The 25,673-nt window shown below is 33.4% G+C and carries 29 protein-coding genes and 1 tRNA gene; 16 read left to right on the forward strand and 14 right to left on the reverse strand.

Annotated elements, in window-relative coordinates; genetic code table 11:
• Positions 1 to 25: 25 nt before the first annotated feature.
• Positions 26 to 616 carry a thymidine kinase gene (locus QMG60_RS02780; RefSeq protein ID WP_057115959.1) on the reverse strand — a complete coding sequence of 197 codons (591 nt, stop codon included), beginning with the start codon at positions 614 to 616 and terminating at the stop codon, positions 26 to 28.
• A gap of 235 nt (positions 617 to 851) precedes the next feature.
• Between QMG60_RS02780 and QMG60_RS02785 the strand changes: the two genes are divergently transcribed.
• From QMG60_RS02785 to QMG60_RS02820, 8 genes are all read left to right on the forward strand, one after another.
• The gene (locus tag QMG60_RS02785) at positions 852 to 1,919 is read left to right on the forward strand and encodes a hypothetical protein (RefSeq protein ID WP_281866801.1); all 1,068 of its coding nucleotides are present in this window, start codon (positions 852 to 854) and stop codon (positions 1,917 to 1,919) included.
• 45 nt (positions 1,920 to 1,964) lie between these two features.
• Positions 1,965 to 2,681, forward strand: a complete 717-nt coding sequence (gene rsmI, locus QMG60_RS02790) for a 16S rRNA (cytidine(1402)-2'-O)-methyltransferase (protein WP_091494668.1) — start codon at positions 1,965 to 1,967, stop codon at positions 2,679 to 2,681.
• A 33-nt stretch (positions 2,682 to 2,714) separates the two neighbouring features.
• A complete protein-coding gene (locus QMG60_RS02795; RefSeq protein WP_134142647.1) occupies positions 2,715 to 3,170 on the forward strand; it encodes a hypothetical protein in 456 nt (151 codons plus the stop codon).
• A 4-nt stretch (positions 3,171 to 3,174) separates the two neighbouring features.
• Entirely contained in the window at positions 3,175 to 3,519 is a 345-nt protein-coding gene (locus QMG60_RS02800; RefSeq protein WP_281866802.1) for a HopJ type III effector protein, read from the forward strand.
• Positions 3,520 to 3,614: 95 nt separating this feature from the next.
• A complete protein-coding gene (gene recJ / locus QMG60_RS02805) occupies positions 3,615 to 5,327 on the forward strand; it encodes a single-stranded-DNA-specific exonuclease RecJ (protein WP_281866803.1) in 1,713 nt (570 codons plus the stop codon).
• Positions 5,314 to 6,597 carry an MFS transporter gene (locus tag QMG60_RS02810; protein ID WP_281866804.1) on the forward strand — a complete coding sequence of 428 codons (1,284 nt, stop codon included), beginning with the start codon at positions 5,314 to 5,316 and terminating at the stop codon, positions 6,595 to 6,597. The genes recJ and QMG60_RS02810 overlap by 14 nt, the downstream gene beginning before the upstream one ends.
• A gap of 168 nt (positions 6,598 to 6,765) precedes the next feature.
• Entirely contained in the window at positions 6,766 to 7,122 is a 357-nt protein-coding gene (locus QMG60_RS02815; RefSeq protein ID WP_281866805.1) for a hypothetical protein, read from the forward strand.
• Positions 7,123 to 7,205: 83 nt separating this feature from the next.
• The gene (locus QMG60_RS02820; RefSeq protein ID WP_281866806.1) at positions 7,206 to 8,417 is read left to right on the forward strand and encodes a cytochrome c3 family protein; all 1,212 of its coding nucleotides are present in this window, start codon (positions 7,206 to 7,208) and stop codon (positions 8,415 to 8,417) included.
• Here the strand turns inward: QMG60_RS02820 and QMG60_RS02825 are convergent, their stop codons facing one another.
• The 3 genes from QMG60_RS02825 to QMG60_RS02835 form a co-directional block, all read right to left on the reverse strand.
• Entirely contained in the window at positions 8,418 to 9,161 is a 744-nt protein-coding gene (locus QMG60_RS02825) for a UDP-2,3-diacylglucosamine diphosphatase (protein WP_281866807.1), read from the reverse strand. It abuts the gene before it with no gap.
• A gap of 93 nt (positions 9,162 to 9,254) precedes the next feature.
• Entirely contained in the window at positions 9,255 to 9,707 is a 453-nt protein-coding gene (locus QMG60_RS02830; RefSeq protein ID WP_035653234.1) for a 6-carboxytetrahydropterin synthase, read from the reverse strand.
• 140 nt (positions 9,708 to 9,847) lie between these two features.
• Positions 9,848 to 10,612: an enoyl-CoA hydratase/isomerase family protein gene (locus QMG60_RS02835; protein ID WP_281866808.1), complete on the reverse strand. Its 765-nt coding sequence runs from the start codon at positions 10,610 to 10,612 to the stop codon at positions 9,848 to 9,850.
• Positions 10,613 to 10,970: 358 nt separating this feature from the next.
• On the opposite strand from QMG60_RS02835, the gene QMG60_RS02840 reads away from it, so the two are divergent.
• From QMG60_RS02840 to QMG60_RS02855, 4 genes are all read left to right on the forward strand, one after another.
• Positions 10,971 to 11,044, forward strand: a tRNA-Ala gene (locus QMG60_RS02840).
• Positions 11,045 to 11,110: 66 nt separating this feature from the next.
• Positions 11,111 to 11,359, forward strand: coding sequence for a GIY-YIG nuclease family protein (locus tag QMG60_RS02845; RefSeq protein ID WP_281866809.1), 249 nt, complete (start codon positions 11,111 to 11,113; stop codon positions 11,357 to 11,359).
• A gap of 288 nt (positions 11,360 to 11,647) precedes the next feature.
• Positions 11,648 to 12,001, forward strand: coding sequence for a hypothetical protein (locus tag QMG60_RS02850; RefSeq protein ID WP_281866810.1), 354 nt, complete (start codon positions 11,648 to 11,650; stop codon positions 11,999 to 12,001).
• Between the two features lie 169 nt (positions 12,002 to 12,170).
• Entirely contained in the window at positions 12,171 to 12,578 is a 408-nt protein-coding gene (locus QMG60_RS02855) for a hypothetical protein (RefSeq protein ID WP_281866811.1), read from the forward strand.
• Between the two features lie 63 nt (positions 12,579 to 12,641).
• Here QMG60_RS02855 and QMG60_RS02860 read toward each other — a convergent pair whose 3' ends face one another.
• Positions 12,642 to 12,818 carry a hypothetical protein gene (locus QMG60_RS02860; protein WP_281866812.1) on the reverse strand — a complete coding sequence of 59 codons (177 nt, stop codon included), beginning with the start codon at positions 12,816 to 12,818 and terminating at the stop codon, positions 12,642 to 12,644.
• A gap of 160 nt (positions 12,819 to 12,978) precedes the next feature.
• Between QMG60_RS02860 and QMG60_RS02865 the strand changes: the two genes are divergently transcribed.
• Positions 12,979 to 13,431 carry a hypothetical protein gene (locus QMG60_RS02865; RefSeq protein WP_281866813.1) on the forward strand — a complete coding sequence of 151 codons (453 nt, stop codon included), beginning with the start codon at positions 12,979 to 12,981 and terminating at the stop codon, positions 13,429 to 13,431.
• A 115-nt stretch (positions 13,432 to 13,546) separates the two neighbouring features.
• Positions 13,547 to 14,107, forward strand: a complete 561-nt coding sequence (locus QMG60_RS02870) for a hypothetical protein (RefSeq protein ID WP_134142659.1) — start codon at positions 13,547 to 13,549, stop codon at positions 14,105 to 14,107.
• Between the two features lie 524 nt (positions 14,108 to 14,631).
• On the opposite strand, the gene QMG60_RS02875 is transcribed toward QMG60_RS02870, so the two are convergent.
• The 3 genes from QMG60_RS02875 to QMG60_RS02885 are packed head-to-tail and all read right to left on the reverse strand — an operon-like array spanning position 14,632 to position 17,475.
• Entirely contained in the window at positions 14,632 to 15,591 is a 960-nt protein-coding gene (locus tag QMG60_RS02875; RefSeq protein WP_134142660.1) for a lipid A deacylase LpxR family protein, read from the reverse strand.
• Positions 15,578 to 16,363, reverse strand: coding sequence for a monofunctional biosynthetic peptidoglycan transglycosylase (gene mtgA / locus QMG60_RS02880; protein WP_057115154.1), 786 nt, complete (start codon positions 16,361 to 16,363; stop codon positions 15,578 to 15,580). The genes QMG60_RS02875 and mtgA overlap by 14 nt, the downstream gene beginning before the upstream one ends.
• Entirely contained in the window at positions 16,363 to 17,475 is a 1,113-nt protein-coding gene (locus QMG60_RS02885; protein ID WP_281866814.1) for an FAD-dependent oxidoreductase, read from the reverse strand. Before QMG60_RS02885 ends, mtgA begins: the two co-directional genes overlap by 1 nt.
• 351 nt (positions 17,476 to 17,826) lie before the next feature.
• Between QMG60_RS02885 and QMG60_RS02890 the strand changes: the two genes are divergently transcribed.
• Together QMG60_RS02890 and QMG60_RS02895 are read left to right on the forward strand one after the other, a co-directional pair.
• On the forward strand, positions 17,827 to 19,728 hold the full coding sequence (locus QMG60_RS02890; protein ID WP_281866815.1) for a S9 family peptidase: 1,902 nt from the start codon (positions 17,827 to 17,829) through the stop codon (positions 19,726 to 19,728).
• Between the two features lie 176 nt (positions 19,729 to 19,904).
• Positions 19,905 to 22,340 carry an ATP-binding protein gene (locus QMG60_RS02895; protein ID WP_281866816.1) on the forward strand — a complete coding sequence of 812 codons (2,436 nt, stop codon included), beginning with the start codon at positions 19,905 to 19,907 and terminating at the stop codon, positions 22,338 to 22,340.
• A 26-nt stretch (positions 22,341 to 22,366) separates the two neighbouring features.
• Here QMG60_RS02895 and QMG60_RS02900 read toward each other — a convergent pair whose 3' ends face one another.
• The 6 genes from QMG60_RS02900 to QMG60_RS02925 form a co-directional block, all read right to left on the reverse strand.
• Positions 22,367 to 23,716, reverse strand: coding sequence for a sigma-54 dependent transcriptional regulator (locus QMG60_RS02900; RefSeq protein ID WP_281866817.1), 1,350 nt, complete (start codon positions 23,714 to 23,716; stop codon positions 22,367 to 22,369).
• Between the two features lie 128 nt (positions 23,717 to 23,844).
• Complete coding sequence (locus QMG60_RS02905; protein WP_134142666.1) at positions 23,845 to 24,141, reverse strand: hypothetical protein; 297 nt, start codon at positions 24,139 to 24,141, stop codon at positions 23,845 to 23,847.
• A gap of 15 nt (positions 24,142 to 24,156) precedes the next feature.
• The gene (locus tag QMG60_RS02910) at positions 24,157 to 24,450 is read right to left on the reverse strand and encodes a PepSY-like domain-containing protein (protein WP_057115159.1); all 294 of its coding nucleotides are present in this window, start codon (positions 24,448 to 24,450) and stop codon (positions 24,157 to 24,159) included.
• A gap of 18 nt (positions 24,451 to 24,468) precedes the next feature.
• Entirely contained in the window at positions 24,469 to 24,759 is a 291-nt protein-coding gene (locus QMG60_RS02915) for a hypothetical protein (protein WP_057115160.1), read from the reverse strand.
• A gap of 29 nt (positions 24,760 to 24,788) precedes the next feature.
• Positions 24,789 to 25,085 carry a hypothetical protein gene (locus QMG60_RS02920; RefSeq protein WP_057115161.1) on the reverse strand — a complete coding sequence of 99 codons (297 nt, stop codon included), beginning with the start codon at positions 25,083 to 25,085 and terminating at the stop codon, positions 24,789 to 24,791.
• Positions 25,086 to 25,159: 74 nt separating this feature from the next.
• Positions 25,160 to 25,456, reverse strand: coding sequence for a hypothetical protein (locus tag QMG60_RS02925; protein ID WP_057115162.1), 297 nt, complete (start codon positions 25,454 to 25,456; stop codon positions 25,160 to 25,162).
• Between the last annotated feature and the right edge of the window lie 217 nt (positions 25,457 to 25,673).

Consider the following 25,673-nt stretch of genomic DNA (forward strand, 5'->3'; position numbering starts at 1 on the left):
CTAAGTAAATATTAAATGGAATTAATTATTTTTCCTCATTTTTCTTCATTGCATTAAAATACGCTGCACGGCTAAGTGGCTCGTATTCTTCAGTTTCACCCAGCATAACCAATTTATCATTATCTGTTTTTCTAAAACTATAATTGGCCAAATTTCCAGTTCTGGTACAAACTGCATGCACTTTGGTTACATACTCAGCTGTTGCCATAAGTCCCGGCATTGGTCCAAACGGATTTCCTTTAAAATCCATATCAAGTCCGGCAACAATTACACGAATTCCCTGATTGGCTAAATCATTACAAACCGTGATAATTTCATCATCAAAAAACTGAGCCTCGTCAATACCAATCACATCGCAACCTTGCGCCAAAATTAAAATATTGGCCGCTGCGGGAACTGGAGTGGAACGAATTTCATTAGCGTCGTGCGACACTACCATTTCGTCATGATAACGGGTATCGATTGCGGGTTTGAAAATTTCGACTTTTTGCTTGGCAAATTGAGCACGTTTTAATCTGCGGATTAATTCCTCGGTTTTACCCGAAAACATTGATCCACAAATAACTTCAATCCAACCAAATTGTTCTTTGTGATTTACTGTATTTTCGAGAAACATTTTGTATTTTTCTGCCTTTAAAAATGAATAGTTTTTATTACTTTGTACTGGTAATAAATCGACGTAAAAATGTGCTGTTTTACATTTTTTCAAAAGTAGAAAATTTTTATCAAATCGGAGATTAGCTAACGCTTATTAACAGAAATAAAAAAATATCTTTTGGATTTCTTTCAGAATAAAGACATTCAGACATTAAATACACTAAAATACCTTATTCACTATAATTTCAACAGTTATGAAAAAAAAATTGGAAGCCGATTTAATCAGCATTGCACATCGAATTTTGAAACTTAAAAACAAGTCCGATATCAATCAATTGTATCTTGAAACTCAGAAATTATATGAGAAATTAGCGGTATTAAAGTTTGTAGAAGAAAATTTTGATGCTGCAAAACCAACAATCGGACAAAATGATATTACTTCAGAATTAGAAACAATTTTTGATAAAGAGGAAATAACTCCCGCTGCCGCTCAAATAGAAACTCCTGCCGCAATCATTGAACTTGAGGAATCTTACGAACCAGAAGTTAAAGAAGAAATCACTGCTGAAATTCCTGAACCGATTACAGAAGAAACTGAAGAACCAATAGCTGCAGAAGTTACTGAACCAATAATTGAGGAAACACCTGAGCCTATTGCTGCTGAAATTATAGAACCTGAAGTAGAAAAAATTGAGGAACCAGTTGTTTCAGAAATTATTGAAGTCGAAGCAGAAAAAGAAAGTGAAAAGATAGAAGAACCAAAGGAGAATATCGAAGAATTTTCATTTACAACCGTAAACGAATTAAAACCAATTCCAGATTTCATACCTGCTTTCGAATTAGAAACTGAAGAAATAAAAGAGGAAGTTAAAGAAGAACCAAAAACAGAAACTTCATCAATACCTACCATTTTATTTGAAGATTTTGGAGTGAATTATGCCGATGCACAATTTGTAAAAGTTGATAGTTTTGAGGCTGTTCCACCAGCTAAAACTCCTTCGATTAATGATTTTAAAGAAGAGAAAAAGGTAGAAACAGCTATTCTTGAAACTCCTGCACAGCCAAAAGCGGTTAGTTTAAATGAAAAACTGGCAAGAGGTTTTCATATTGATCTGAACGATCGAATTGCATTTACAAAAAATCTTTTCGGCAACAGCACAGAAGATTACAGCCGTGTTTTAAATCAATTAATGACTTTTGATTCTTATGATGAAGCAAAAGAATTTATTGAAAACATGGTAAAACCAGATTATAACAATTGGGAAGGAAAAGATGATTACGCGGAACGTTTCCTTGGAATTGTGGAGAAGAAATTCGCTTAAAGACATTTTCACATCTCACATTTTACATTTCACGAATAAACAATTATGTCAAAATTATATATCGTTCCAACGCCAATTGGCAATCTTGAGGACATGACTTTTAGAGCCATTCGGGTTTTAAAAGAAGTCGATTTGATTTTGGCGGAGGACACCCGAACAAGCGGTAAACTCTTAAAGCATTTTGAAATTGGCACGCACATGCACAGCCATCATATGCATAACGAGCACAAAACAACCGAAAATTTAATTGCCCGTTTGAAAGCTGGCGAAACGATTGCTTTGATTTCTGACGCTGGAACTCCGGCAATTTCAGACCCTGGATTTTTATTGACCCGAGCTTGTGTCGAAAATAAAATCGAAGTTGAATGCCTTCCTGGCGCAACTGCCTTCGTGCCCGCTCTTGTAAACAGCGGACTCCCAAATGACAAATTTGTTTTTGAAGGTTTTCTGCCCGATAAAAAAGGACGTCAAACTCGTTTTTTGGCTTTAGCCGAAGAAACCCGAACAATGATTTTATACGTTTCGCCGCATAAACTCGTTAAAACTTTAGCCGAATTTGTACAATATTTTGGAGAAGACAGACAAGTCTGCGTTTCGCGAGAATTATCAAAATTACACGAAGAAAATGTTCGCGGAACTGCAAAAGAAGTTTTAGCGCATTTTGAGAAAACAGCACCGCGTGGCGAAATCGTCGTTGTCGTTGCCGGAAAAACAATAACAAAAGAACCTAAGAAAAGTAAGTTTTCTAAGGATGAAGAATAATTCTATTTATAATCCAAACAATGCCCTTAATTAATGAAAAAGTTAATCTCTATAATTATCTGCATTACGTTATTTAGTTGTAATAATTCAGAAAATAGTTCAAACGAAGAAAAGGCCTTATTGGATAAAATTTCCCAACTTGAAAATGAGAATAAAAGCCTAAAAGATTCATTATCAAAAAATGAACGTGATTTTTTAAATTCTCAAATGTTAATCGGAGTTCCTGATGTCGAAACTATTAAAGTTGGAAAAAAGAACAATATTGTAATGCTATTTCATACATCCGATAAAAAATTACCTAAATATGAAATTTATAAGATTGAAGGAGATAAAAAAATTAAAATTGGAGAAAACAATCAAACAAAATTTAATTACAATTTTATCCCAAAATCAATTGACGATAATAAAATACATTTGCTAGTAAAAATACCATATCAGGGAAAAACAATTATTTTACAAAATGCAATGTCCTTTAATGTAAAAAAATAAAATCATGAGCATACAAGCCTTTTTAGAAAAAGTAAAACAAACTCCAACTCACATCACATTTCCTGAAACTATTGCCGTAATCGAGGAAAATTACAACTTTACTCCAACCGCTTTTCAAAACGGAACACAGCATAATGCTGCTGGAGAAAATTCTGGTTCTTGTAAATTATTTTCTTTCGCAAAACTGCAAAATTTAAACAAAGAAGAAACTTTAGCATGTTTCGGAGCTTTTTATTTTGAAGAAGTTTTAAAAGATCCAAGCGGAACAAATCACCAGAACATTAGAAACTTCATCAACTTAGGCTGGGACGGAATTCAATTTGAAGGAAATGCTTTAGAAGCAAAATAATTATCTAAGATTTTTGATTAACGATTTTGATTTCAGAAATCAACAATCTAAAATCTACACTCTAAAATCTACACTCTAAAATCTAAAATCAACCCATGCGTTGGACCTTAAAACCAAAACCTTCTGAAGATAAAATCAAACATTTGGCGCAGGCCTTAAATGTAGAAGATTTTGTAGCAACACTTTTGATTCAGCGTGGTATTGAAACTTTTGAAGATGCGAAGAACTTCTTTCGCCCGTCTTTAGAACATCTACATGATCCGTATTTAATGAAAGATATGGACAAAGCTGTTGCTCGAATCGAAGCGGCAATTGAAAACCAGGAAAATATTATGGTTTTTGGCGATTATGATGTTGACGGAACAACAGCGGTTTCTTTGGTTTCTTCTTACTTAAAATCACATTATCCAAACATTGCCACGTATATTCCAGATCGTTATAACGAGGGTTACGGCATTTCGTATAAAGGAATTGATTATGCGGACGACAATGGAATTTCCTTAATTATCGCACTTGACTGTGGTATCAAATCGATTGATCATATCGCTTACGCGAAAGCGAAAAACATTGATTTCATTGTCTGCGATCACCACAGGCCTGGAGAATTTCTTCCAGATGCCGTTGCAGTTCTTGACCCTAAAAGAGAAGACTGCTCCTACCCTTATGATGAATTATGCGGCTGCGGTGTTGGTTTTAAGTTGATTCAGGCTTTAGGTCAAAACCGAAATGAAACTATCGAAGATTTAGTTCCCTATCTGGATTTGGTCGCTACGGCAATTGCTGCCGATATTGTTCCAATTACTGGAGAAAACCGTGTTTTAGCTTATTTTGGCTTAAAAGTAATTAATTCAGAACCGAGACCTGGAATTAAAGCTTTGGTTCATCAGGTAAAAAAGAAAGTTCTCGATATTACAGATGTTGTTTTTATTATTTCACCGAGAATTAATGCTGCAGGAAGAATCAAACACGGAAATCATGCGGTTGAATTATTAACTGAATTTGATTTTGAACAAGCACAGCAATTCGCTTCAGAAATTGAACAGTACAACGCAGACCGAAAAGATTTAGATAAAAAAATTACCAAAGAAGCTTTTCAGCAAATTTTAGAAAACAATGAAGAAGAACGTTTTTCTACCGTTGTTTTTCAAGAAGACTGGCACAAAGGTGTGATCGGGATCGTAGCTTCAAGATTAATTGAAACTTATTATCGACCGACTTTAGTTTTTACCAAAAGCGGTGACAAATATGCTGCTTCTGCCCGATCTGTAAAAGGTTTTGATGTGTATAATGCGCTTGATGCTTGTTCCGAGCACTTAGAACAATTTGGAGGTCATATGTATGCAGCTGGAATGACTTTAAAAGCCGAAAATTATCAGCTTTTTAAAGAGGCTTTTGAGAAATGTGTGCAAGAAACCATTCAACCCGAAATGCGCACTCCAGAAATTGAAATCGATGCAGAGATAAACTTCTCAGACATCACTCCAAAATTGATTAGAATTTTAAAACAATTTGAACCTTTTGGTCCTCAAAATATGACTCCAGTTTTTATGACTTCTGATGTAAAGGATACGGGGTATGCCAAAACGCTGGGCTCAGAAGAAGAACATTTAAGACTTTTCGTCAAACAATCCCGAGGTCTCGGGAACGACGGAATAGCTGCAATTGGCTTTGGACTGGGAAAAAAACTCAATATTGTACAAAATCAAAATCTGTTTCAATTGGCATACTGTATTGCCGAAAATGAATGGAACGGAAATATTTCAACACAGCTTATGCTGAAAGACATTAGAACAAATGGAAGAGATTAAATCCAATAAGCAAGATCCGTATCAGGCATTGCGTTATAAAGAATTCAATGTATTTTTATTATTGCGTTTTGCGATGGTTTTTGCCTGGTCTATGCAGTTTATTATAATCGAATGGGAAGTTTACAGTTTAACTAAAAATCCGCTTTCGTTAGGAATTATTGGTTTAATGGAAGTTATTCCTGCCGTTTCGATGGCATTATTTGCCGGTCATATTGTCGATCAAAGAGAGAAAAAAGGATTATTAGTAAAATGTATTTTAGGTTTTTCAGTAATTAGTTTTGGATTATTTTTACTGACTTGGCCTACAGTTGCTGGCGGCTGGTCTTCGACTGTAATTCTGTATTCCATTTATGCATTAGTGTTTTTGGGAGGTTTAGTACGTGCTTTTCTTGGGCCTACTATTTTCTCTCTTTTGTCCTTGATTATTCCTAAAAAAGTATATCCAAATGCTGCTACTTGGAGCAGTTCAGTTTGGCAGATCGGAGCTGTTATGGGACCTGCAATTGCTGGATTTTCTATTAACTGGATCGGAGTTCACTGGTCAATGTGTCTGGTATTTGGATTCTCAATTCTTTCTTTAGTTGCGCTATCACAAATCAGTAAAAAACCAATCATAAATCCGAAGATTGGAGAATCAATCAAAGATAGTTTAACCGAAGGCTTGACTTTTGTATTCAGAAACCAAGTTGTTTTAGGCGCTTTATCACTAGACATGATTGCTGTACTTTTTGGAGGAGCAGTTGCACTATTGCCTGTTTTTGCTCAGGATATTTTAAAAGTTGGTGCTGAAGGCTTTGGAATTTTAAGAGCTGCCCCTGCAGTGGGAGCTTTTATTACTATGATTATTTCTGCTTACGTGCCTTTATATAAAAATGCAGGAAAAAAACTTTTAGCTGCCATATTTGTTTTTGGATTATCAATTATCTTATTTGGTCTTTCTACTTATTTCTGGCTTTCTGTTTTCGCCTTATTTTTAAGCGGTTTGGCTGATGGAATTTCTGTAGTAATCCGCCAAACGATTTTACAGCTTAAAACTCCCGATCATATGCGAGGGCGTGTTGGTGCCGTAAATTCAATTTTTGTTGGATCTTCTAATGAATTAGGCGCTTTTGAAAGTGGTGCAACCGCTAAATTAATGGGAGCTGTAACCTCTGTTGTTTTTGGAGGAAGTGTGACTCTTTTGACTGTTGTGGTAACAGCATTAAAATCGCCGACATTCAGAAATTTAGATCTTCATAAAGATATGGAAGATCATCAAAAATTGGAATAATACTTACAGAAACATAGAAGTGCTATAAGTTAATTTTCAAATCTATCAACAATCAATTTAAATTATCTTATATCACTTACATGGTATAATATTTTTCTAGTTTTATGAACTTTTTATTTAGAATTGATATAAATAATATTTATATTTGTTGACATAAAAGGTTTTACGATGAGAGAAATTGAACAAATATACCATAACAACTTTGGAATAGCTTTTTACTGGAAAGATCATAACACGACAATTTCAGACAAAGTACAATTGGTTTTTAAAGAAACCGGCTTTTATTTTACCATTCAGGAATTAAATCTTTTTTGTGATTTAATTGAAGACAGTATGGTTGAAAATGGCTGTTGTGAAGCTTGTGAAATGAAATATTCCTGCCATAAATTTCTACTTAAAACTCCATGTAATTCTATTGATTTAGCTGTAAATATGGCTGAATTGAGATCAATCAAAGATTTGGTTGAAGGTTCTTTATTCAAAATTGAATTGGATGAATATGTTTACGGAATAGGCATGAACTAAGAAGCATTCTAAATATTTTAACAACATTTTTTCATTATTGAAATATATTTTGATTCAATTCAAAAAAAAGTATATTTACAGCAATGAAAAAAGCTGTATTTCTAATTACCAATATTCTTTTGGCAATCTTATTTGTCAACTGCAACAATAAATCAGAAGAATATATTGACCCGCGCGGAACTGATTACGCAGGTTCTGAAAGCTGCGTTCAATGCCACAAAACGCAGTCGGAAATGGTATTTCACAGTTCGCACTTCAAAGCTACAGCGCCAGCCATACTCGAAAATGTTTCAGGAGATTTCGACTCTAAAAACCATACTTTCATTTATGATAAAGACACCAAATTGGTCATGGAAAAACATGGCGACAGTTTGTACCAGGTTTTGTATAAAAATGGAAAAGAAACAGCAAAATATAAATTCGAAATTGTTTTTGGAACCAAACATGCCCAAACATCAGTTTACTGGAGAAATAATAATACTTACGAATTACCACTTTCTTTCTATCATTCTGTAAATAGCTGGGCAACAAGTCCTGGCTTTCCAGCCGACAAACCTTACTTTGACAGAATGGTCGTAAAAGATTGTTACGCCTGCCATAGTTCTAATATCAGTTCTAGAACAGTTGACCAAAGTTCTACAGAGAAAAACTTCATGTCGATGGACATTGAAGATGTTATCAATAAAAAAACTATTGTTTACGGAATTGACTGCGAGCGCTGTCACGGACCAGCAAAAAAACATGTGGAATTTCATTTAAAAAATCCAAACGTGAAAGTCGCAAACAGTATTACCAGTTTTAAAACACTGAACCGACAACAAAAACTAGATGCCTGTGCATTATGTCATGCAGGAAATGATGGAATGAAGTTAAAATCCCGTTTTGAATTTAAACCTGGAGATAATTTATCGGCTTTCTTTCGTGAAACCAGAAGTATAAATGATACAACGCAATTTGATGTTCATGGAAATCAATTCAGATTAATGGCGCAGAGCAAATGTTTTATCAACAGCGAAAAAATGGATTGTATTACTTGTCATAATCCGCATGAAAATGCTTCTAAAAACATGGCATCATATTCTAAAATCTGCATGAGCTGTCATCAAGGCTTAAAACACAACGAAACAACGCTTAAAAGCATGCCCGAAAAGTTATTAGCCGACAATTGTGTAGAGTGCCACATGCCTAAGAAAGCTTCAAATGCAATTAGTTTTCAGCTTTCGAACAGTAAACAACTTTCGAATTATATTTTGAGAACACACAAAATTGGAATTTATCCGAAAAGCAAAAAGTAATTATTTCTTGAATTCCTTCAATTCAAAAGTTTCGCCGTCAAAAACACCATATGTAAAATAACCAATCCAGTCGCCCAGATTAACATACTGGGAATCTTCTCCAACGGTACGAATCATTGGTAAATGGCGATGTCCGAAAATAAAATAATTATAATGTTTGGTTTCTAGTTTGCGCTTTGCGTACAAGATCAGCCATTCTTTTTCTTCGCCTAAAAACTTAATGTCTTCATCTCCAGAAATCAATTTGTTTTTAACCGATAAATATTGCGCCAAACTTACACCAACATCTGGATGTAGCCAGCGAAAAAGCCATTTTGAAAACGGATTCGTAAATACCTTTTTCATTCTTTTATAACCTTTATCACCAGGACCTTTTCCGTCGCCGTGACCAATTAAAAAGGTTTTTCCGTTAAAAGTAAATTCTTTGTTATCGTGATAAACGGGAATATTCAATTCGGTTTCAAAATAATCATTCATCCATAAATCATGATTTCCAACGAAAAAATAAATCGGGATGCCGCTGTCGCGAATTTCAGCCAGTTTGCCTAAGATGCGTACGAATCCTTTTGGAACCACCGTTTTGTATTCAAACCAAAAATCAAATAAATCACCCAATAAAAAAATCGCTTCTGCATCTTCTTTAACCTCATCAAGCCAAGCCACGAATTTCTTTTCACGTGGCAAACTCAATTCTGGAGTAGGCGCACCAAAATGCTGATCTGAAGCAAAATATATTTTTTTCATTTAATGTGAGATGTAAATTGTGAGATGTAAGATGTGAAATGAAAAGCCTTTTACAATTTACTTTTCACATTTCACTTTTAACTTTTAACTTTTTTACAAATTATCCGATGCGTACCATTCTGCGAAAGAAGATTCTGTTTCTTGAAGTTTTAGCGAGAAAAGAGAAATTCCTTTTGGAAGTCTTGCCACAATTCTTTCTGCAAAATCTACCACCATATTTTCGCTTGTTGGCTGATAATCTACCAAAATAACATGATGACCACGATTTTTCAATTCATTAGCCAATTCGATATGTGGCGTAGTTTGGTTAAAAACAGTTGCATGGTCAAACTGATCGACGATTTCTTCTTTTACAATTTTCTTTAGATCCGAAAAATCAATCACCATTCCGAACTTTACATTCGATCGATCTGTAATTGGCGAACCAATAACAGTTACCGATAATTTATAACTGTGTCCGTGAACGTTCTTGCATTTTCCGTCGTAACCGTACAATGCATGTCCAGTTTCGAAACTAAATTGTTTTGTAATTCTGATATTACTCATCGATGTTTAATTTTAAGGATGCAAATTTACGAATTAATAACCGTTTAAATAATAAATTGCAAATAAAGAAAAATTCCAAAATCCATTACGAATTTAATGTAATTGGAATTTGAAATTTCTCCACTTGGAATTTCCCTTATCTATTTTTTAAACTGAAGCAAAGCATTTCTGCTAAAATCAGATAAAACTAGTTTACCCGTAATTGCAGCACGTTCGAAAAGAAGCGATTCCCAGTTTTCTGTATTTTCCCAAATAATCTTTTTCATTTCCTGCAAAGCTTCAGGATTGTATGAACTTAATTTTTGAGCAAAACTTTCAACGTCTGCATCAAGATCACGAATATCTTTTAAAACAGAATAAAGTCCTTTTTGAAAAGCCCAATCTGCCGATTTCCATTCATGTGCTGCTAAGGTCATTTCTGTCATTGCTGTTTTCCCTATTTTGCGAGAAACCGCAGGCTCAATTACAAAAGGTCCGATTCCGATTGCTAATTCCGATAATTTAATATCACTTTGTGGAGTCGCAAAAACATAATCGCAGGCAGCAATAATTCCGACACCGCCCCCAACTGCTTTTCCCTGCACACGACCGATTATAATTTTATTGCAATTTCGCATTGCATTCAACAAATGGGCAAAACCAGAAAAAAATTCAGTTCCCTGGTCTTCATTTTCAACCTTTAAAAGTTCATCAAAAGAAGCGCCTGAACAAAAGGTTTTCTCACCTTCACTTTTTAAAATAATAACCGAAACATTTTCATTTCGGCTTAACGAATTAATTTCGGTGGTAAGCTGATCTAGTAATTGACGCGGAAAAGAATTACTTGCAGGATGACCAAACTGAACCGTTGCAATTGTATTTTGAAAAGAAGTTTCTAAACTTCCATTTAGATTTTCTGAACTCATAAAAAATAGATTTAAACGTAAAGTTACGCTTTTGCAAAATATTTTGTCTGATTGATTTCTAAATTTGTTTTTTGAGAATTATTTGACTTTATTTGTTATGCTTTTGGGGGATTAGCTCATTTGGCTAGAGCGTCCCGATGAAAATCGGGAAGGTGACAGCTTGAATCCGACATTCTTCACAAAACAAAAGGGGGGATTAGCTCATTTGGCTAGAGTATCCCGATGAAAATCGGGAAGGTGACAGTTCAAATCCGATATTCTTCACAAAACAAAAGGGGGATTAGCTCATTTGGCTAGAGTATCCCGATGAAAATCGGGAAGGTGACAGTTCAAATCCGATATTCTTCACAAAACAAAAGGGGGATTAGCTCATTTGGCTAGAGTACTTGCCTGGCAGGCAAGGGGTGACCGGTTCGAATCCGGTATTCTCCACTAATAATTAAAAAAATACCCAAACAGATATTGATTCTGTTTGGGTATTTTCATTTATATCAAACTATGTTTTACACTTATATTTTATATTCTTCTTCACTGAATAAATATTATATTGGATCTTGCCAAAATATCGAACAACGTCTAAATTATCATTTAAACAGCAGAAGTAAATTTACAAGAACAGCTAAGGATTGGAAAATAAAATATTTCGAAACTTTTCATACAAGAAGTGAAGCTTACCACAGAGAAATGCAAATTAAAAAAATGAAAAGTAGAAAATACATTGAGAATCTTATAGCTACAAAAGGCTAAAGTATCCCATGGATCGGGAAGGCGATCGGTTCGAATCCGATATTCTCCACAGAAACCGTATTACTTAGTTGTGATACGGTTTTTTATTTAGATAGCGACAAAAAACGTAGAATGGAAATTTAAACTTCAACAATAGCCTTTTGCATTAATATCTAATAGCAGAATTACAGCTTTTAAAAGACAACCTGCACAAATAAAAACATTTTTAAGTAACTTACATTAAATTATAACCTTAGCAAAATTTAAGCTTTACCATACAAATTACTAATCTGTAAAATCGACTTAAAAATGACATTATTATTACGATGGTTATTACTACCAATAATAGCTTTGATTGCATTATTATTCTGGAAAGGAAGTCCGCTTCTTTTAAAATCAACATTATTAATTATTCCGCTAGCTTTAATTATTGGCTGGTTTGCTCATGAAGGCGCTTTTAGCGGAAGCGGCGGATTAGAAAAAGTATATGGTTTATTAACCTTAATTGGTTTTCTATTATTTTACGAAATCGGAATGTTGATCGATCGTTATTATCTAGTCAAAAAAAGCATTATTTCTGCGGAAGATGACATATTACTAATAATCGGATTAGTTCTCTTAATTGTATCTGTTATTTATTTTGTAATAATAATTTCAGAATAAAACCATAATTAAGCATTATTATCAAAATTATTATTTAGAAGTTTTGGACCAAAGAATTCTTTTATGGCATCATTTTTTTTCTAAAAAAATGTCCTAATTTATTATATTTAAAACTAAACCAGTATCTCGTTCAAATTTCATCGAATCAATTTTGTAAAAAAATTTAATGATGAAAAAATTAATAGTTTTACTAAGTCTAGTTTTTATGTATTCATGTTCATCTGACGAAAGTCAAGATGTTATGAGTATTGATGGTGGTTATAATATCAATGCTAAAATTAATCCTCCTCAGTGGATTCAAGGAACATGGATTGACTCTAAAGGTCAAATATTTGAATTTACAAAATCTGATATTACTTGTAACTCTTATGGAAATCTTTATTCGGCTAAAGGAGAAGTACAGTATTACATCATTCAGGATGAAGATCCAGAAATTACGCAAACACAAACCGATGATTCTTATATTTTACAATATAAAAATTCTGCTTCTTCCAAAAGAACTTATAATTTTGTCAAAATATCAGATACAGAAATAGAATCTAAAGGAGCTTTTAAAGGAATTTATACTAAAAAATAAAATCTGCCTTTTTATAAAATAAACGATAAAAACCGCATAGCAACTAGTTATGCGGTTTTATTTTTATTTTTCATTCGCCGAATCCTCAGCATTTACATCGTCTTTATCTGTTTTTTTGAAATCATTATTCAGCAAATTTTCCAATTTCCTTTTTTCTTTTTGGTTTTTTCTGAGTGTCAAAATAACCAAGATGATAACCAATAGCGCTACAACTCCTATTACAATCCAATTAATTTCCATAGTTTGAATTTTAATTAAATGTAAAGATTTTAATTATTAAGCATATTATCAAAAGGTTAAGTGTTTCTTTAAAGTTAAACAATGCCAATTCCCGAAATATTTCTTTATTTTTATTTTTGTCAAAATCTAAACAAGTAAACCTTTCGGACAATAAAAACAAATGGAGCAAACCTTAAAAATTAAATTATTCCCTTTATTACTAAAACTTTCTATAACTGCGATTACAATTTTCATTGTTACTTTTATACAAATTTACTGGGCAATGGGAAGCCTTTCTGAAAGAAGTTCAAGCAGCTGTCTCGACTGTTCTTTTTCTTATGACGCTTATTTAATGTCTTTCATTTGTTCAATTTTATTATCAATAGTTTTTCGGTTTCTTTCTTTCCTTAAAAACAGCTATTCAATAGTTTTTCTTCAATTATTATTCTTAATTTCAATATGGTTTTTCTGGAATTACAGCATTTTTGTTGATCGAGAATCTTCGTGGAGCACATTTCTATTTACAGAAGAATTGCTTCATACGCTTACATTGTCATTTTTACCTATTTCCATTTTATCTATAATTACAGTATTTACATTACATTATATTCTAAAAAAGCATGAGTCGAAATAAAAAATAGTATTGAGATTCGATCTCATTATCAGTATATTTCTTTATATAAATTTCAAAATAATCGTTAAAAACAAACCGCTGATTGTTTAATTATGTTTCATTAAAATCTTAAATAATGTCTGAATTAAGTTCTTTATTCTCTAAAGTAAAAATCACAAAAGCGCAGCTAGAAAATTTTTTAAAAAGCGCTCCCGAAAAACCAACCTTAAACGACAACTGGCAAAAATGGTGGGACAGCCGTGAAATGTATTCTAAAATGGATTTAACGCCAGAATATCTTCGTTCCTACAATGAAAAAACCAATCAGGAAGTTCTTGATGGATGGATGGAATACAAACAAGCAATGGCTTTTTCAGACTATGATGAAGCGAAAGAAGAATGGCAATGGGGATTGTTGTTTTTCAGTGAAAATTATGTTGAAATGCTGCCCATGCTTGCTTTTATCGTCAGTATGGAAAAATTCGTTACCGAAAGCACGGAAAACAGAGCAATAGTTTACCCATACTTTTGGGGAGACAGCAATGTTGATGCTTATATTTATTTCAAAAATGAAAAAGCAGTATTAAGTCCGCAAGTAAAAAGCACTTCTGATGTGAATGTCGCTCTAATGGAAAATACTATAGTTTGTCTGGATCAAAAATGGGAGGATTTGTCTAAAAACATGGAAATGGATTAAATCCGAAAGCATTTAAAGTAGATAGCGTGGATTTGTAAAAAATTTTCACTTATTATCAAACTTCTTCCTTCATGTATTTTAAGTAATACTTCAAAAAATACAAAGGAAAAAATGCCCCAGCAACTGGTATGTATATACCCCAAAGAGCCTCATAATTCATAGTCTGCTTTTGTACAATCATTAATAAAATAGAGATAAGAATAGGAAATATGTAGTAAGTTCTTTTTTCGTTTTCTCTATCAAAATAAATAAATATTGACGAAAGGAATAAAAGGGCATACAAGAACAGATTAAACATAGAAATCAGAATCAATCCTCTATCATTGTATTTGTAATAAAAATAGGTTAAGAATAGTAATAAAATAAATCCAACGACAAAGTTTGGAATCAAAAACGATCCCCATTTATAGCTCATAAAAGCATAAAAGACAAAAAAGAAGAACAAGAAAAAATAATTCCACATAACTTTTAAACTTTCATTTTAAAAAAATCTTCACGTCTTAACGCCTTTGTGCATAGAAAATCTACCTCAACAAAAACCCCATTCGAATAGACCCATAAAAATAACCTCGATTAGTATCATTAATATCACCTTTTGATTCGCGTCCGCGGTAGAGGAAAGAATACGAAATATTGAAATTATTGTGACGGTATTTTAAACCTGCTTCACCATTAAAACGAAGTGGAACCAAATCGAAGGTAATTGGGTTGGTATGATTAAACAAGCTTCCTTCGATTGTGGCATCGTAAAATTGGTAATTGACACTTGGTGCCATGTAGAAATAAAACTCCCTTATGTTGGGCTGTGCTTCTGAATTTACAGAAGCATGATACATATTAGAATTGTAAATTGGTGTCAGTCTTTTAAAACCAAATCTTGCCATAAAACCTGTTGAAACACCTGTATAAATTGTTCCCAGCCTGCCTTCTGACTGAAAGTACAGATCGACAAAATCGTTGTGTTTTGAAGGAAACATTTTTTTAGCATACATTACATGCGCTTGTATTCCAAAAGCGTTGTGAAGTTGATGCTCCCAACCGTATACTTTTTTGTAGCCAATTAAATTATGAAAACCTACCTGTGTTTCTTCTCCTAAAGCATTTGGTCCCATAAAGCCCAGCTGAAAATCGGTTTTTAAAACTGACTCACTTTGATAAAAAAAGCTTCTCCCTGCTTCTGCAAAAAGATAGGCAGTAAAGGGCCGATCGCTTACATACTCTGCTTCTTTATTTATAAATCTCGGATTATAAATATATTGTCCGATACGGAACTCTGTTACTTTTTTATTGATTTTCGGATTTTCATTCTTTGATAAAAAACGATAAAAAATCTCCAATCCGTTAGTGTAATACATGTCATTTTTAGACGAAGTATACAAATCGTTATCCGATATAAAACCTATTTCTGAAGTTTTTCCTTGTCCAAAAGTCAACGTTACTGTTAATATCAGAAAAGCAAAAAAAGTCTTTTTACTTTTTCCCATCACCTTTATAATTGATTTTTCCAACGTATCGCATTTCGCGCACAATTCGTTCTTTTCTTCTATTTATATAACTTGAAGAACCTGTAGCCTTAAATTTTCTTGGATTTGGAAGAATGGCCGCAATTCCTGCCGCCTGCATTGGTGTTAAACTCGAAGCGTCTCGACGATACCAGTGTTCTGTTGCCGCATAAGCGCCGTAAACACCATCGCCCATTTCAATACTATTGAGGTAAACTTCCATAATACGCTCTTTGCCCCAAATCAATTCTATTAAAACCGTAAAATAAGCTTCGAGACCTTTTCGCAAATAACTTTTTCCCTGCCATAAAAAGACGTTTTTGGCGGTTTGCTGCGAAATAGTACTTCCGCCGCGAATTCGGCGTCCGCGTTCATTGCTTTTATAGGCTTTTTGAAGTGCTTTAAAATCAAAGCCATTATGCGTTAAGAAAGTAGCGTCTTCACTAGCAATTACTGCTTTTTGCAAATTCATTGAGATTTTCTCAATTGGTTCCCAATCGTGATCAAAATAAACTTCCTTTCCTCCCATTTTATTTTCGATAGCTCGAATGATCATTAAGGGCGTAAAAGGAACGGGAACATATTTAAAAAATATAACCGACCCAATTGATAGTCCGAAAAACCATAAAGCTGCTTTAATAAAAAACCACTTTATTTTTTCTCCCAAAGATCGATTTCCTTTTTTAGGAGACGATTTTGGTTTTGGTTTCGCTGCGGTTGTTTTTTTTGGTACTGGTTTTTTGGGTGCTGCCATTATATTAAATCTGCTAATTCTGTTCCTATTAAACTGCCTATTGCTACTCCCATTCCGCCTAAACGCACTCCACAAAACACGTTTTCAGACAGTTGAGAAACAACAGGATTTTTACTGTTTCCGACTCCCATAATACCGCTCCATCGATGCGCGATCTGAAAATCCTGATTTGGTAAAATTACATTTTTCAGCAAATCTTCCAATTTATTTTGTACAATTTTCGTCTGTCCAAATTCGATTGTGGTTTCTGCTTCAAAATCTAAATTTCGTCCTCCTCCTAATAAAATTCGATTATCAATATTTCTAAAATAATAATAACCGCGATCTAAATGAAACGTTCCTCTTATATCTAAATTGTGAATGGGTTCTGTAATTAAAACTTGTGCCCTTGCGGGTTTTACAGCTCCGCTGGTTAAAGATCCCGCAAAACCATTTGTTGCAAAAAGCAATTTATGGGTTGTAAAATTAAAATTGTTCACAACAACTTCAACATGATTTCCCGCATCTGCATAAGAAGTTACCGTTTGCTGATTTAGAATTAAAATATTGGCAGAAACTGCCTGCTTCAATAATTCCTGCATCATATTTCCAGTATCAATCTGCGCTTCAAACGGATTAAAAATCAAATATTCCTGAATATTTCCAAATCCAAAACGGTCTATTTCTTTAGAAAAAACATCAGCTTTGAAAAGTGGTTTTAGTACTTCATTAATAAAAGAAGTTTTAGAAACACATTCATTAAATCCGAATTCATCTTCTTTCAAAAACAATTCATATCCTCCGTAAGGTTTAAAATCGATCGCAGAATCTCCTAATCTTTTTCGAAGCAGTTGCAAACCTCTCCAGCGTTTTTCTATAAGATTTACTACATCATCTTCTGAATGTGTTTTTAAATCTTCCAAAATTTCAGAAAGGCTTCCGAAACACGCAAAACCAGCATTTTTTGTACTTGCACCCTGAGGCAGCATTCCTCTTTCGAGAACAAGAATCTTAGCCGTTGGAAATCTTTCGCGTAAGCGCAATGCCGTATGCAGGCCAACGATTCCGCTTCCCACAATTGTATAATCAATATTCGTGAACCAGTTTTTTAATTCCCAATAACTTAATTCCATCTTTTCTAAATTCCAATATTGGGTTAAATTACAATTTTTTAAATTCCAAAACTACTATGAGTTTTTTTTTGGCGAGCTTACAAATATTTAACTAATATAATTTTCAACTCATTGTCAAGCTGAGCGTCCCGAGACTTCGGGAGAAACCCGCCCCTATTATGTCCTTCTCCCGAAGTCTCGGGACGCTCAGCTTGACAAACATGATTACAATTGTCTAAAGTAAAATTGGAATTTGGATTTTAAATCTTGGAATTTTTATCTAAGTTTTAACAATAATTGGGATTTGGAATTTAAAAGATTGGAATTTTATTGTTGTATTTTTAGCGCCACAAAAAATAGAATAATTTGATTATGAAAAAAGTATTATTAACAACCTTAATAATGATGAGTTTAAACGCTATCGGACAGAATGTTATGTCACCAGAATTGTTATGGAAATTAGGAAGAGTGACACCTCTTGGCATTTCTAAAGATGCAAAAAATGTTGTTTTTAAAGTTTCTACGCCTTCTGTAGAAGAAAATAAGTCGACTTCTAAAATTTATATGATTCCTGTAAATGGAGGAAATGCAGTTGAAATTAAAGATACAAAAGATATCTTGGCAGATAAAAACATTTCACCTGACGGAAAATTTATCGTTTACAATGAAGAAGTAAAAATTGATAAAGTTTTAGGAAAAGATTTTTATCCAAAATTGACCAAATCTGATGCGCAAATTTATGATGGTTTAGATTACCGTCATTGGGATACTTGGAACGAAGGAAAATTTAATCACGTTTTTTATAAAGAAAACAAAGACGGCGCAAAAGGAATCGACATCTTAAAAGGAGAAAATTTTGATTCTCCGCAAAAACCTTTTGGCGGTGACGAGGATTATATCTGGTCGCCAGACAGCAAAAGCATTTTTTATGTATGCAAGAAAAAAGCAGGAACAGCTTACGCAATTTCTACGAATACAGATATTTATGAGTACAATTTAGAAACTCAAAAAACTATTAATAAAACCGAAGGTAATTTAGGTTATGATACTGCACCGCAGTTTTCTCCAACAGGAAATTTAACTTGGTTACAAATGAAACGTGACGGTTACGAGTCTGATAAAAACGATATTATTGTTGAGTTTAAAGGAATCAAAACTAACTTAACTGCAAATTGGGACGGAACTGTAGATAATTTCATCTGGAGTAAAGACGGAAAAACAGTTTTCTTTGTAGCTCCAATTGACGGAACGAAACAACTTTTCTCTGTTAATTTTCCTGGTTTAACTAAAATCGCAATCAACGTTCGCCAATTGACAAACGGAGATTTTGACGTAAATGATTTAGTAGGTTTTTCTGGAGATGATATTATTGTTACCAGAACAGATATGAATCATGCTGGTGAAATTTTTTCTTTTAATTTGAAGAAAAATACTTGGAAACAGCTTTCAAATGTGAATACAGAAACGTACAAATCTTTAACTTTAAGCAAAACCGAAAAACGTTACGTTACAACTACAGATGGCAAAAAAATGCTGGTTTGGGTAATTTTGCCTCCAAATTTTGATGCTTCTAAAAAATATCCAACTTTATTATTCTGTCAAGGCGGACCACAAAGTGCGTTGACTCAATCGTATTCTTTCCGTTGGAATTTCTCTTTGATGGCCGCAAAAGGCTATGTGGTAGTTGCTCCAAACCGTCGTGGAATGCCAGGACATGGTGTTGAATGGAACGAGCAAATTAGTAAAGATTGGGGCGGACAAGTTATGGACGATTATCTTTCTGCAATTGATGATGTTGCTAAAGAAAAATACGTTGACAAAACTCGTTTAGGATGTGTTGGTGCTAGTTACGGCGGATATTCTGTGTTTTATTTAGCTGGAATTCACAAAAACCGTTTCAAAACTTTTATTGCTCACGATGGTGTTTTCAATACTGTTTCAATGTTAGGAACTACTGAGGAAGTTTTCTTTAACAACTGGGATTTCGGCGGGCCTTACTGGGAAAAAGATAATGCTGTAGCTCAAAAAGCTTATACTACTTTTAATCCTGCAACTCTGGTTCAGAACTGGAATAAACCAATTTTAATTTTCCAAGGAGGAAAAGATTTCCGTGTGCCAATCGGGCAGGGACAAGAAGCTTTTCAAGCAGCACAGTTAAGAGGCATTAAAAGCCGTTTTGTTTATTTTCCAGATGAAAATCACTGGGTGTTAAAACCTCAAAATGCTCAGGTTTGGCAAGGTGAATTTTTTAAATGGTTAGATGAAACTCTTTAATTCATAAAAAAGATCAATTCACAGCCGTAGATTTACATAATCTACGGCTGTTTTTATTTGCAGACCTTATAATTATGTAACATATCGAAGAGATTTACTTTTCGGTAAACAGATTTTTTTAGATAAATTGCAGGAGTTTAGATTCATCCCAAATTTACAAACATTTTCAGCAAAATATGGAGAGCAAAAGAAGTTACACGGCACTCAAAGTTTTATTCAGCTATGTTGCATTATTGGCTTTGGTTGTTACAGTTGGATGGTTTTTATATTCTGAAAATGTCGTTTACAACAAACTGGAAGACAAAATTGCTTTCGAAAAAACCAAAATTCTTAGAGTCAGTAAACTTTTCTCGAACGTTTATAAAACAGAAAGTTTAGCAAGACAGACGATTCAAAATAACTCCGAAAAAGATTTTAAAAATTATTTGATCGAGACAGATTCGCTTCGTCTTCGCATCGATACTTTAAAACAAATTGTTACTACAGAATATCAAAAAACACTTTTGGATAGTGTGACTTATCTTTTATCTGAAAAGACTAAAAACATCAAACAGTTAAAAGAAATAAAGAATAAAGCAGATGACGAAACTTCTGTAAATAATGCTATTGACGAAATCACGAAAATGGAGTTTAATTTGAGAAAACTCGAACTTCAGGATTTTACTAAAAACCCAAATCAATTAGGAAGTTATCAGCGAGGCGTTTTACAGCGATATGTAGATTATCTCAATCAAAATATTCCTGACGACAGCACCAATACGTTGAGCAAAAAAGCTTCGGATTCTATTTTAGCAAATTCTAAAAAGCTGTTGAGCAACGTAAAAATGAAAGCTGAAAAGAAAAAAGAATCCCTAAATTTTGAAGAAAACAAACTGCTTCAAAACGAAATGGCGATTTCAGATCAGCTGCGAAAAGTACTTCGAATTATTGAGCGTGAAATCATTATCAATTCGATAAAAAACAATTCACTAAAAGAAAAATCACTAAAAAGAGTCAATGAAATCGTGACGGCTTCTGCTGTTATTGGTTTATTGCTGACAGTGTTTTTCTCTATTTTAATTGTGAGTGATTATTCTAAATCACAGGTTTATAAAAAACAACTGGAAATTGCCAATTTCAAAACCAAAAATCTGCTTAAAAGCCGCGAGCAATTAATTTCGACCGTAAGCCACGATTTAAAAACACCTTTGAGTACGATTGTGGGATATTCTGAGCTTTTAGGAAATTCAGATATTAATACCAAGCAGTCTTATTTCGTTAAAAACATTAAAAATTCTTCTGAATATATTACACAGCTGGTACAGGATTTATTGGACTTTTCTAAAATCGAAGCGGGAAAAATTGCCATCGAAAAAGTTCCGTTTTTACTTCCTGAAATTGTAGAAGATGTTGCGAAAAACATTCAAACTGTTTATAAGGAAAAAAATATTGACCTGATTATTAATGTTGATGAAAAGTTTCAGAAACGCATTGTTGGTGATCCTTTTCGACTAAAACAAATCTTAACCAATATTATTGGAAACGCTTATAAATTTACAGAGGAAGGACACATTAGAATTGCCGCTTACGCGAATGAAGACCAGACTTTTACTATTTCTATTCAAGACACTGGAATTGGAATTGAAAAAGGAAATCAAAAATTAGTTTTTGAAGAATTTGCGCAAGCCAATGAAAATATCGAGAAAAAATATGGCGGCACTGGTTTAGGATTATCGATCTGCCAAAAGATCATTTCTATTTTGGGCGGAACTTTAAGTTTAGAAAGTATTTATGGTAAAGGAAGTACGTTTAAAGTTGAACTGCCATTAATTTTTGATAATAGCCAGCCAACTACGACTGAAGTCAAAAACAAGCCATTAAAAAACACTAAAAAACAAACTTTTATTGTTGTTGACGATGACATTAATCTCTTAAATCTAACGAGTGGTGTTTTAAAACAAGAACAACATCAGGTTTTATCTTTTAGCAATCCTGCAAAGGCTTTAGAAACCATTCAAAACACGCCTTTTGATTTTGTGATTACCGATATTCAGATGCCAGAAATCGACGGATTTTTGTTCTTAGAAAAGCTTCGTGAACTTCCTGATTCTGTTTTCAAAAATCAGCCCGTAATAGCGTTAACTGGTCGAACAGATTTGGACCTTTCGGTTTATAAAGAAGCTGGTTTTTCTACTGTTGTCAAAAAGCCATATTCGCCAAAAATTTTGCTCGAAACTATCCAGCATATTTTAGACAATGAAGAAATTCCGGATACTGAATTTTCAGAAACTGCAGAAAATCATTCTTCTCAAATGTATTCTTTAGATACTTTAAAAGATTTTCTTGGTCAAGATGAATCCGCTTTGAAAGAGGTTCTAAAATCTTTCATAGACAGCAGTATAGAAAATATAGGTCTTTTGAGCACGGCTATACAAGAAAACAATCACGACGAAATAAAATCGATTGCACATCGTATTGCGCCAATGTTTAAACAAATTCAGGCGAATGAAATTGGTGAGATTTTAAAGAAATTAGAAAAAGACGATTTGAATACTTTAGATCTGGAAAGTATGTTTATCGATTTAAAAGAAAAAATGAATGTCCTTTTTGAAGAATTAAAACAAGAGGTATAAAAAAAGTAAAGCATTTAAAAAATGCTTTACTCTATGTTGTATTGTTTCAATTTATTATAAAGCGTCTTCCTAGTAATTTTTAAGAGCTTCGCTGCCTCCGATTTATTATTCTGTGCTTTTGATAAAGCGTGAATAATAGTCTCTCTTTCATTTTCAGATAATGACATTCCTGCTGCAGGCTGTTGTTTTTGAATTTGAAAAAATTCTGCTGGAAGTACATCACTTTCAATAAAATTACCACGAGATAAAAGAGTTGCACGTTTTACGCAATTTTGCAGTTCACGTAAATTACCTGGCCAATTGTAGTTTTGAAAAATAGTAACTACTTCTGGAGAAAACCCAATAATATCTTTATTTAATTGCTGATTGGCTTTTTCTAGGAAATAATCGGCAAAAACCATTAAATCTTCGTCACGATCTTTTAAAGATGGTGACTGAATAGAGAATTCGTTGATTCTATGATATAAATCTTCTCTAAAATCGCCGTTTTTTACTGCCTCGCGCAAATCTTCATTTGTAGCTGTAATAATGCGTATATCGACGTTTATTTCTTTATTACTTCCAACGGGTTTAATTTTTCTTTCTTGAAGTGCTCTTAACAACTGTATCTGGTTTTCGTATGAAAGATTTCCAATTTCATCCAAAAATAATGTTCCACCATTTGCTGCTTCAAAATAACCCATTTTATCACTGATCGCTCCTGTAAAAGATCCTTTTAAATGACCAAAAAATTCACTCGCAGCTAATTCTTTCGGAATAGCACCGCAGTCAACTGCTATAAAATTATTGTTTTTCCTCTGGCTTTGCTGATGTATACTTTTTGCAATAATTTCTTTTCCAGTTCCGCTTTCGCCGATAATTAAAACCGACATATCAGTTGGACTAACTAATTCAATATGATCTAACAGTTTTTTAGAAGCAACAGAAATTCCTTTTACAAACTCATTTTCTGTAGAAACTGTTTTTTTGACTTTCTTTTTTTCTTTAACCGGAGTTTCGGTTTCGTCTTCCAGCTCTTGCGATTTTAGAGCGTTAGTAATAACTAATAAAACCTCATCGGGATTGAAAGGTTTAGAAATATAATCTGCCGCACCATTTTTAATGGCTTTGACTGCAGTATTTACATCCGAATATCCCGTCATCAAAATGACTGGAATATTGGGGTATGAATTTTTGAATTCTGACATTAAAGCAATACCGTCAAAATCAGGCAGACGAAGATCTGTCAAAATCAAATCGAAAGATTCGTTTTTAACTGCTGTACGCGCTTCTGCAGCAGAGAAAGCTATCGTTACATCGTAAGCTTTTTTAATTAGAAATTTTTCTAATAATTTGCAAAACGCGATGTCATCTTCTATCAATAATATCTTCGGCATTTGAGTTTAGGGAGTTTTTTGCTAAAATAAGACTATTAAAATTGTATTTTCACAAAATTATGCAAAAAAAAAGAGATTGCACGTCGCAATCTCTTTTTCACCAAAAACATAAATCTAAATTCACCTAATTATATCTTCAACCAGTTACCATTGACATCTGAGTAAACAGTAGCCTTTTGGTCTCCAACTGATATTTCGAGTTTATACTCTTTTTTTTCGTTTACAAATGCTTTCTCCAGTTTTGCTCCTGGATAAGCGGTCTGCAATGCTGTTTTTACAGCTGCAGGCACAGCATCTGCAGCAACTTCTGTATATTCTGACTGAATAATGACAGTAGTTTTAATATCTTCTGAAACTGGCAATACATCTGCATGAATTGACATTGTTCCAAAAAGGATAACTGCTGATAAGATTAATTTTTTCATGATGCTGATTTTTAATTATTTTTTAATGATATTACCAGAAGCATCTGTAAAAATAGTATACTTCTTGTCTCCATTTGAAATTTCAAGTTTGTACTCGTTTTTCTCGTTTTTATAAGCTTTTTCAAGCTTAGTTTTCGGGAAAGATTTTTCAACTGTAGACTTTACTGCTGCTGGAACGGCATCTGCAGCTACTTCAGTAAATTCATCTTGAATAAGTACTGATTGAGAAATCGAAATTGCTGGCAGGATAGCGGCATTTACCGATAAACTTCCTAAAACAATCGCTGCTGATAAGATTAACTTTTTCATAATATTGTGGTTTAAAAATTATTTTTTAAGAATGTTACCAGAAGCGTCTGTAAAGACAATTGACTTTTCACCTCTAACAGTGATCTCAATTTTGTACTCTTTTTTGTCATTTACCCATGCTTTTTCAAGCACTACACCAGGATAAGCCTCGTCTAAGCCTTTCTTTACAGCCGCCGGAACTCCGTCTACTTCTTTATATCCATCCTGATCATTAACTGTCTGTACCATTGGGCTGGTTACAGCAGTGGTTTCTGCGTGCATCGACAAACTGCCTAAAACAATTGCTGCCGATAGAATCAACTTTTTCATAGTAATAGTTTTTAAGGGTTAGTCTTATATTATTTTTTAATCCAAGTTCCGTCTGCGTTTGCAAAAAGATTTCCTGTTTTATCTCCAACAGTTACTTCTAACTTGTACTCAGATTTTGTGTTTTTAAATGCTTTAGTAAGCACAGCATCTGGATATGCTTTTTTAAGAGCATCTGTTACTGCTGTTGGAAGCTCTTCCAATTTAATTTCTGTATAATCATCTTGGATAGAGATTGTTTTTACGATAGTATTTGAAATTGGCGAAGTTGAAGCAAATGATGTTAAACCTCCCAAAACGATTGCGGCTGATAAAAATAAATTTTTCATGATAGTTATATTTTAATGTTGTTAATTTGATTTTAGTATTCTTGAACTGGATTTTCACACCAATCTATTTTAGATTATTTTTTAATCCAAGTTCCGTCTGCATTAGCGAAAAGATTTCCAACTTTGTCACCAACAGTAACGTCAAGTTTGTACTCTGATTTTTCGTTTTTATATGCTTTTGTTATTACTGCTTCTGGATATGCTTTTTTCAAAGCTTCTGTAATTGCAGCTGGTAATTCTTCTAATTTGATCTCTGTGTATTCGTCTTCAATAGAAATCGTTTTTACGATTGTATTTGTTACTTGTGTATTTGAAGCGAATGAAGTTAAACTTCCTAAGACAATTGCGGCTGATAAAAATAAATTTTTCATAACGTATATATTTAATATTAATAGTTGTTTACGCTTTAGGTAATGAAATTATTATGCCGTAATAGAAAAGAACTGTGCCAAACGCTATAAACCCTTATTTTTAAAGGGTTTGATTAATTATGCCCAAAAAAGACAAATTTCAAAAAGTGTGTAAAAGATAAAAAAGGTGTGTAATAAGTAAACACTTAAAGTGTAACCTTAGAAGTAATTTCAAATT

It is taken from the genome of Flavobacterium sp. GSB-24, from assembly GCF_027924665.1.
GTDB lineage: Bacteria > Bacteroidota > Bacteroidia > Flavobacteriales > Flavobacteriaceae > Flavobacterium.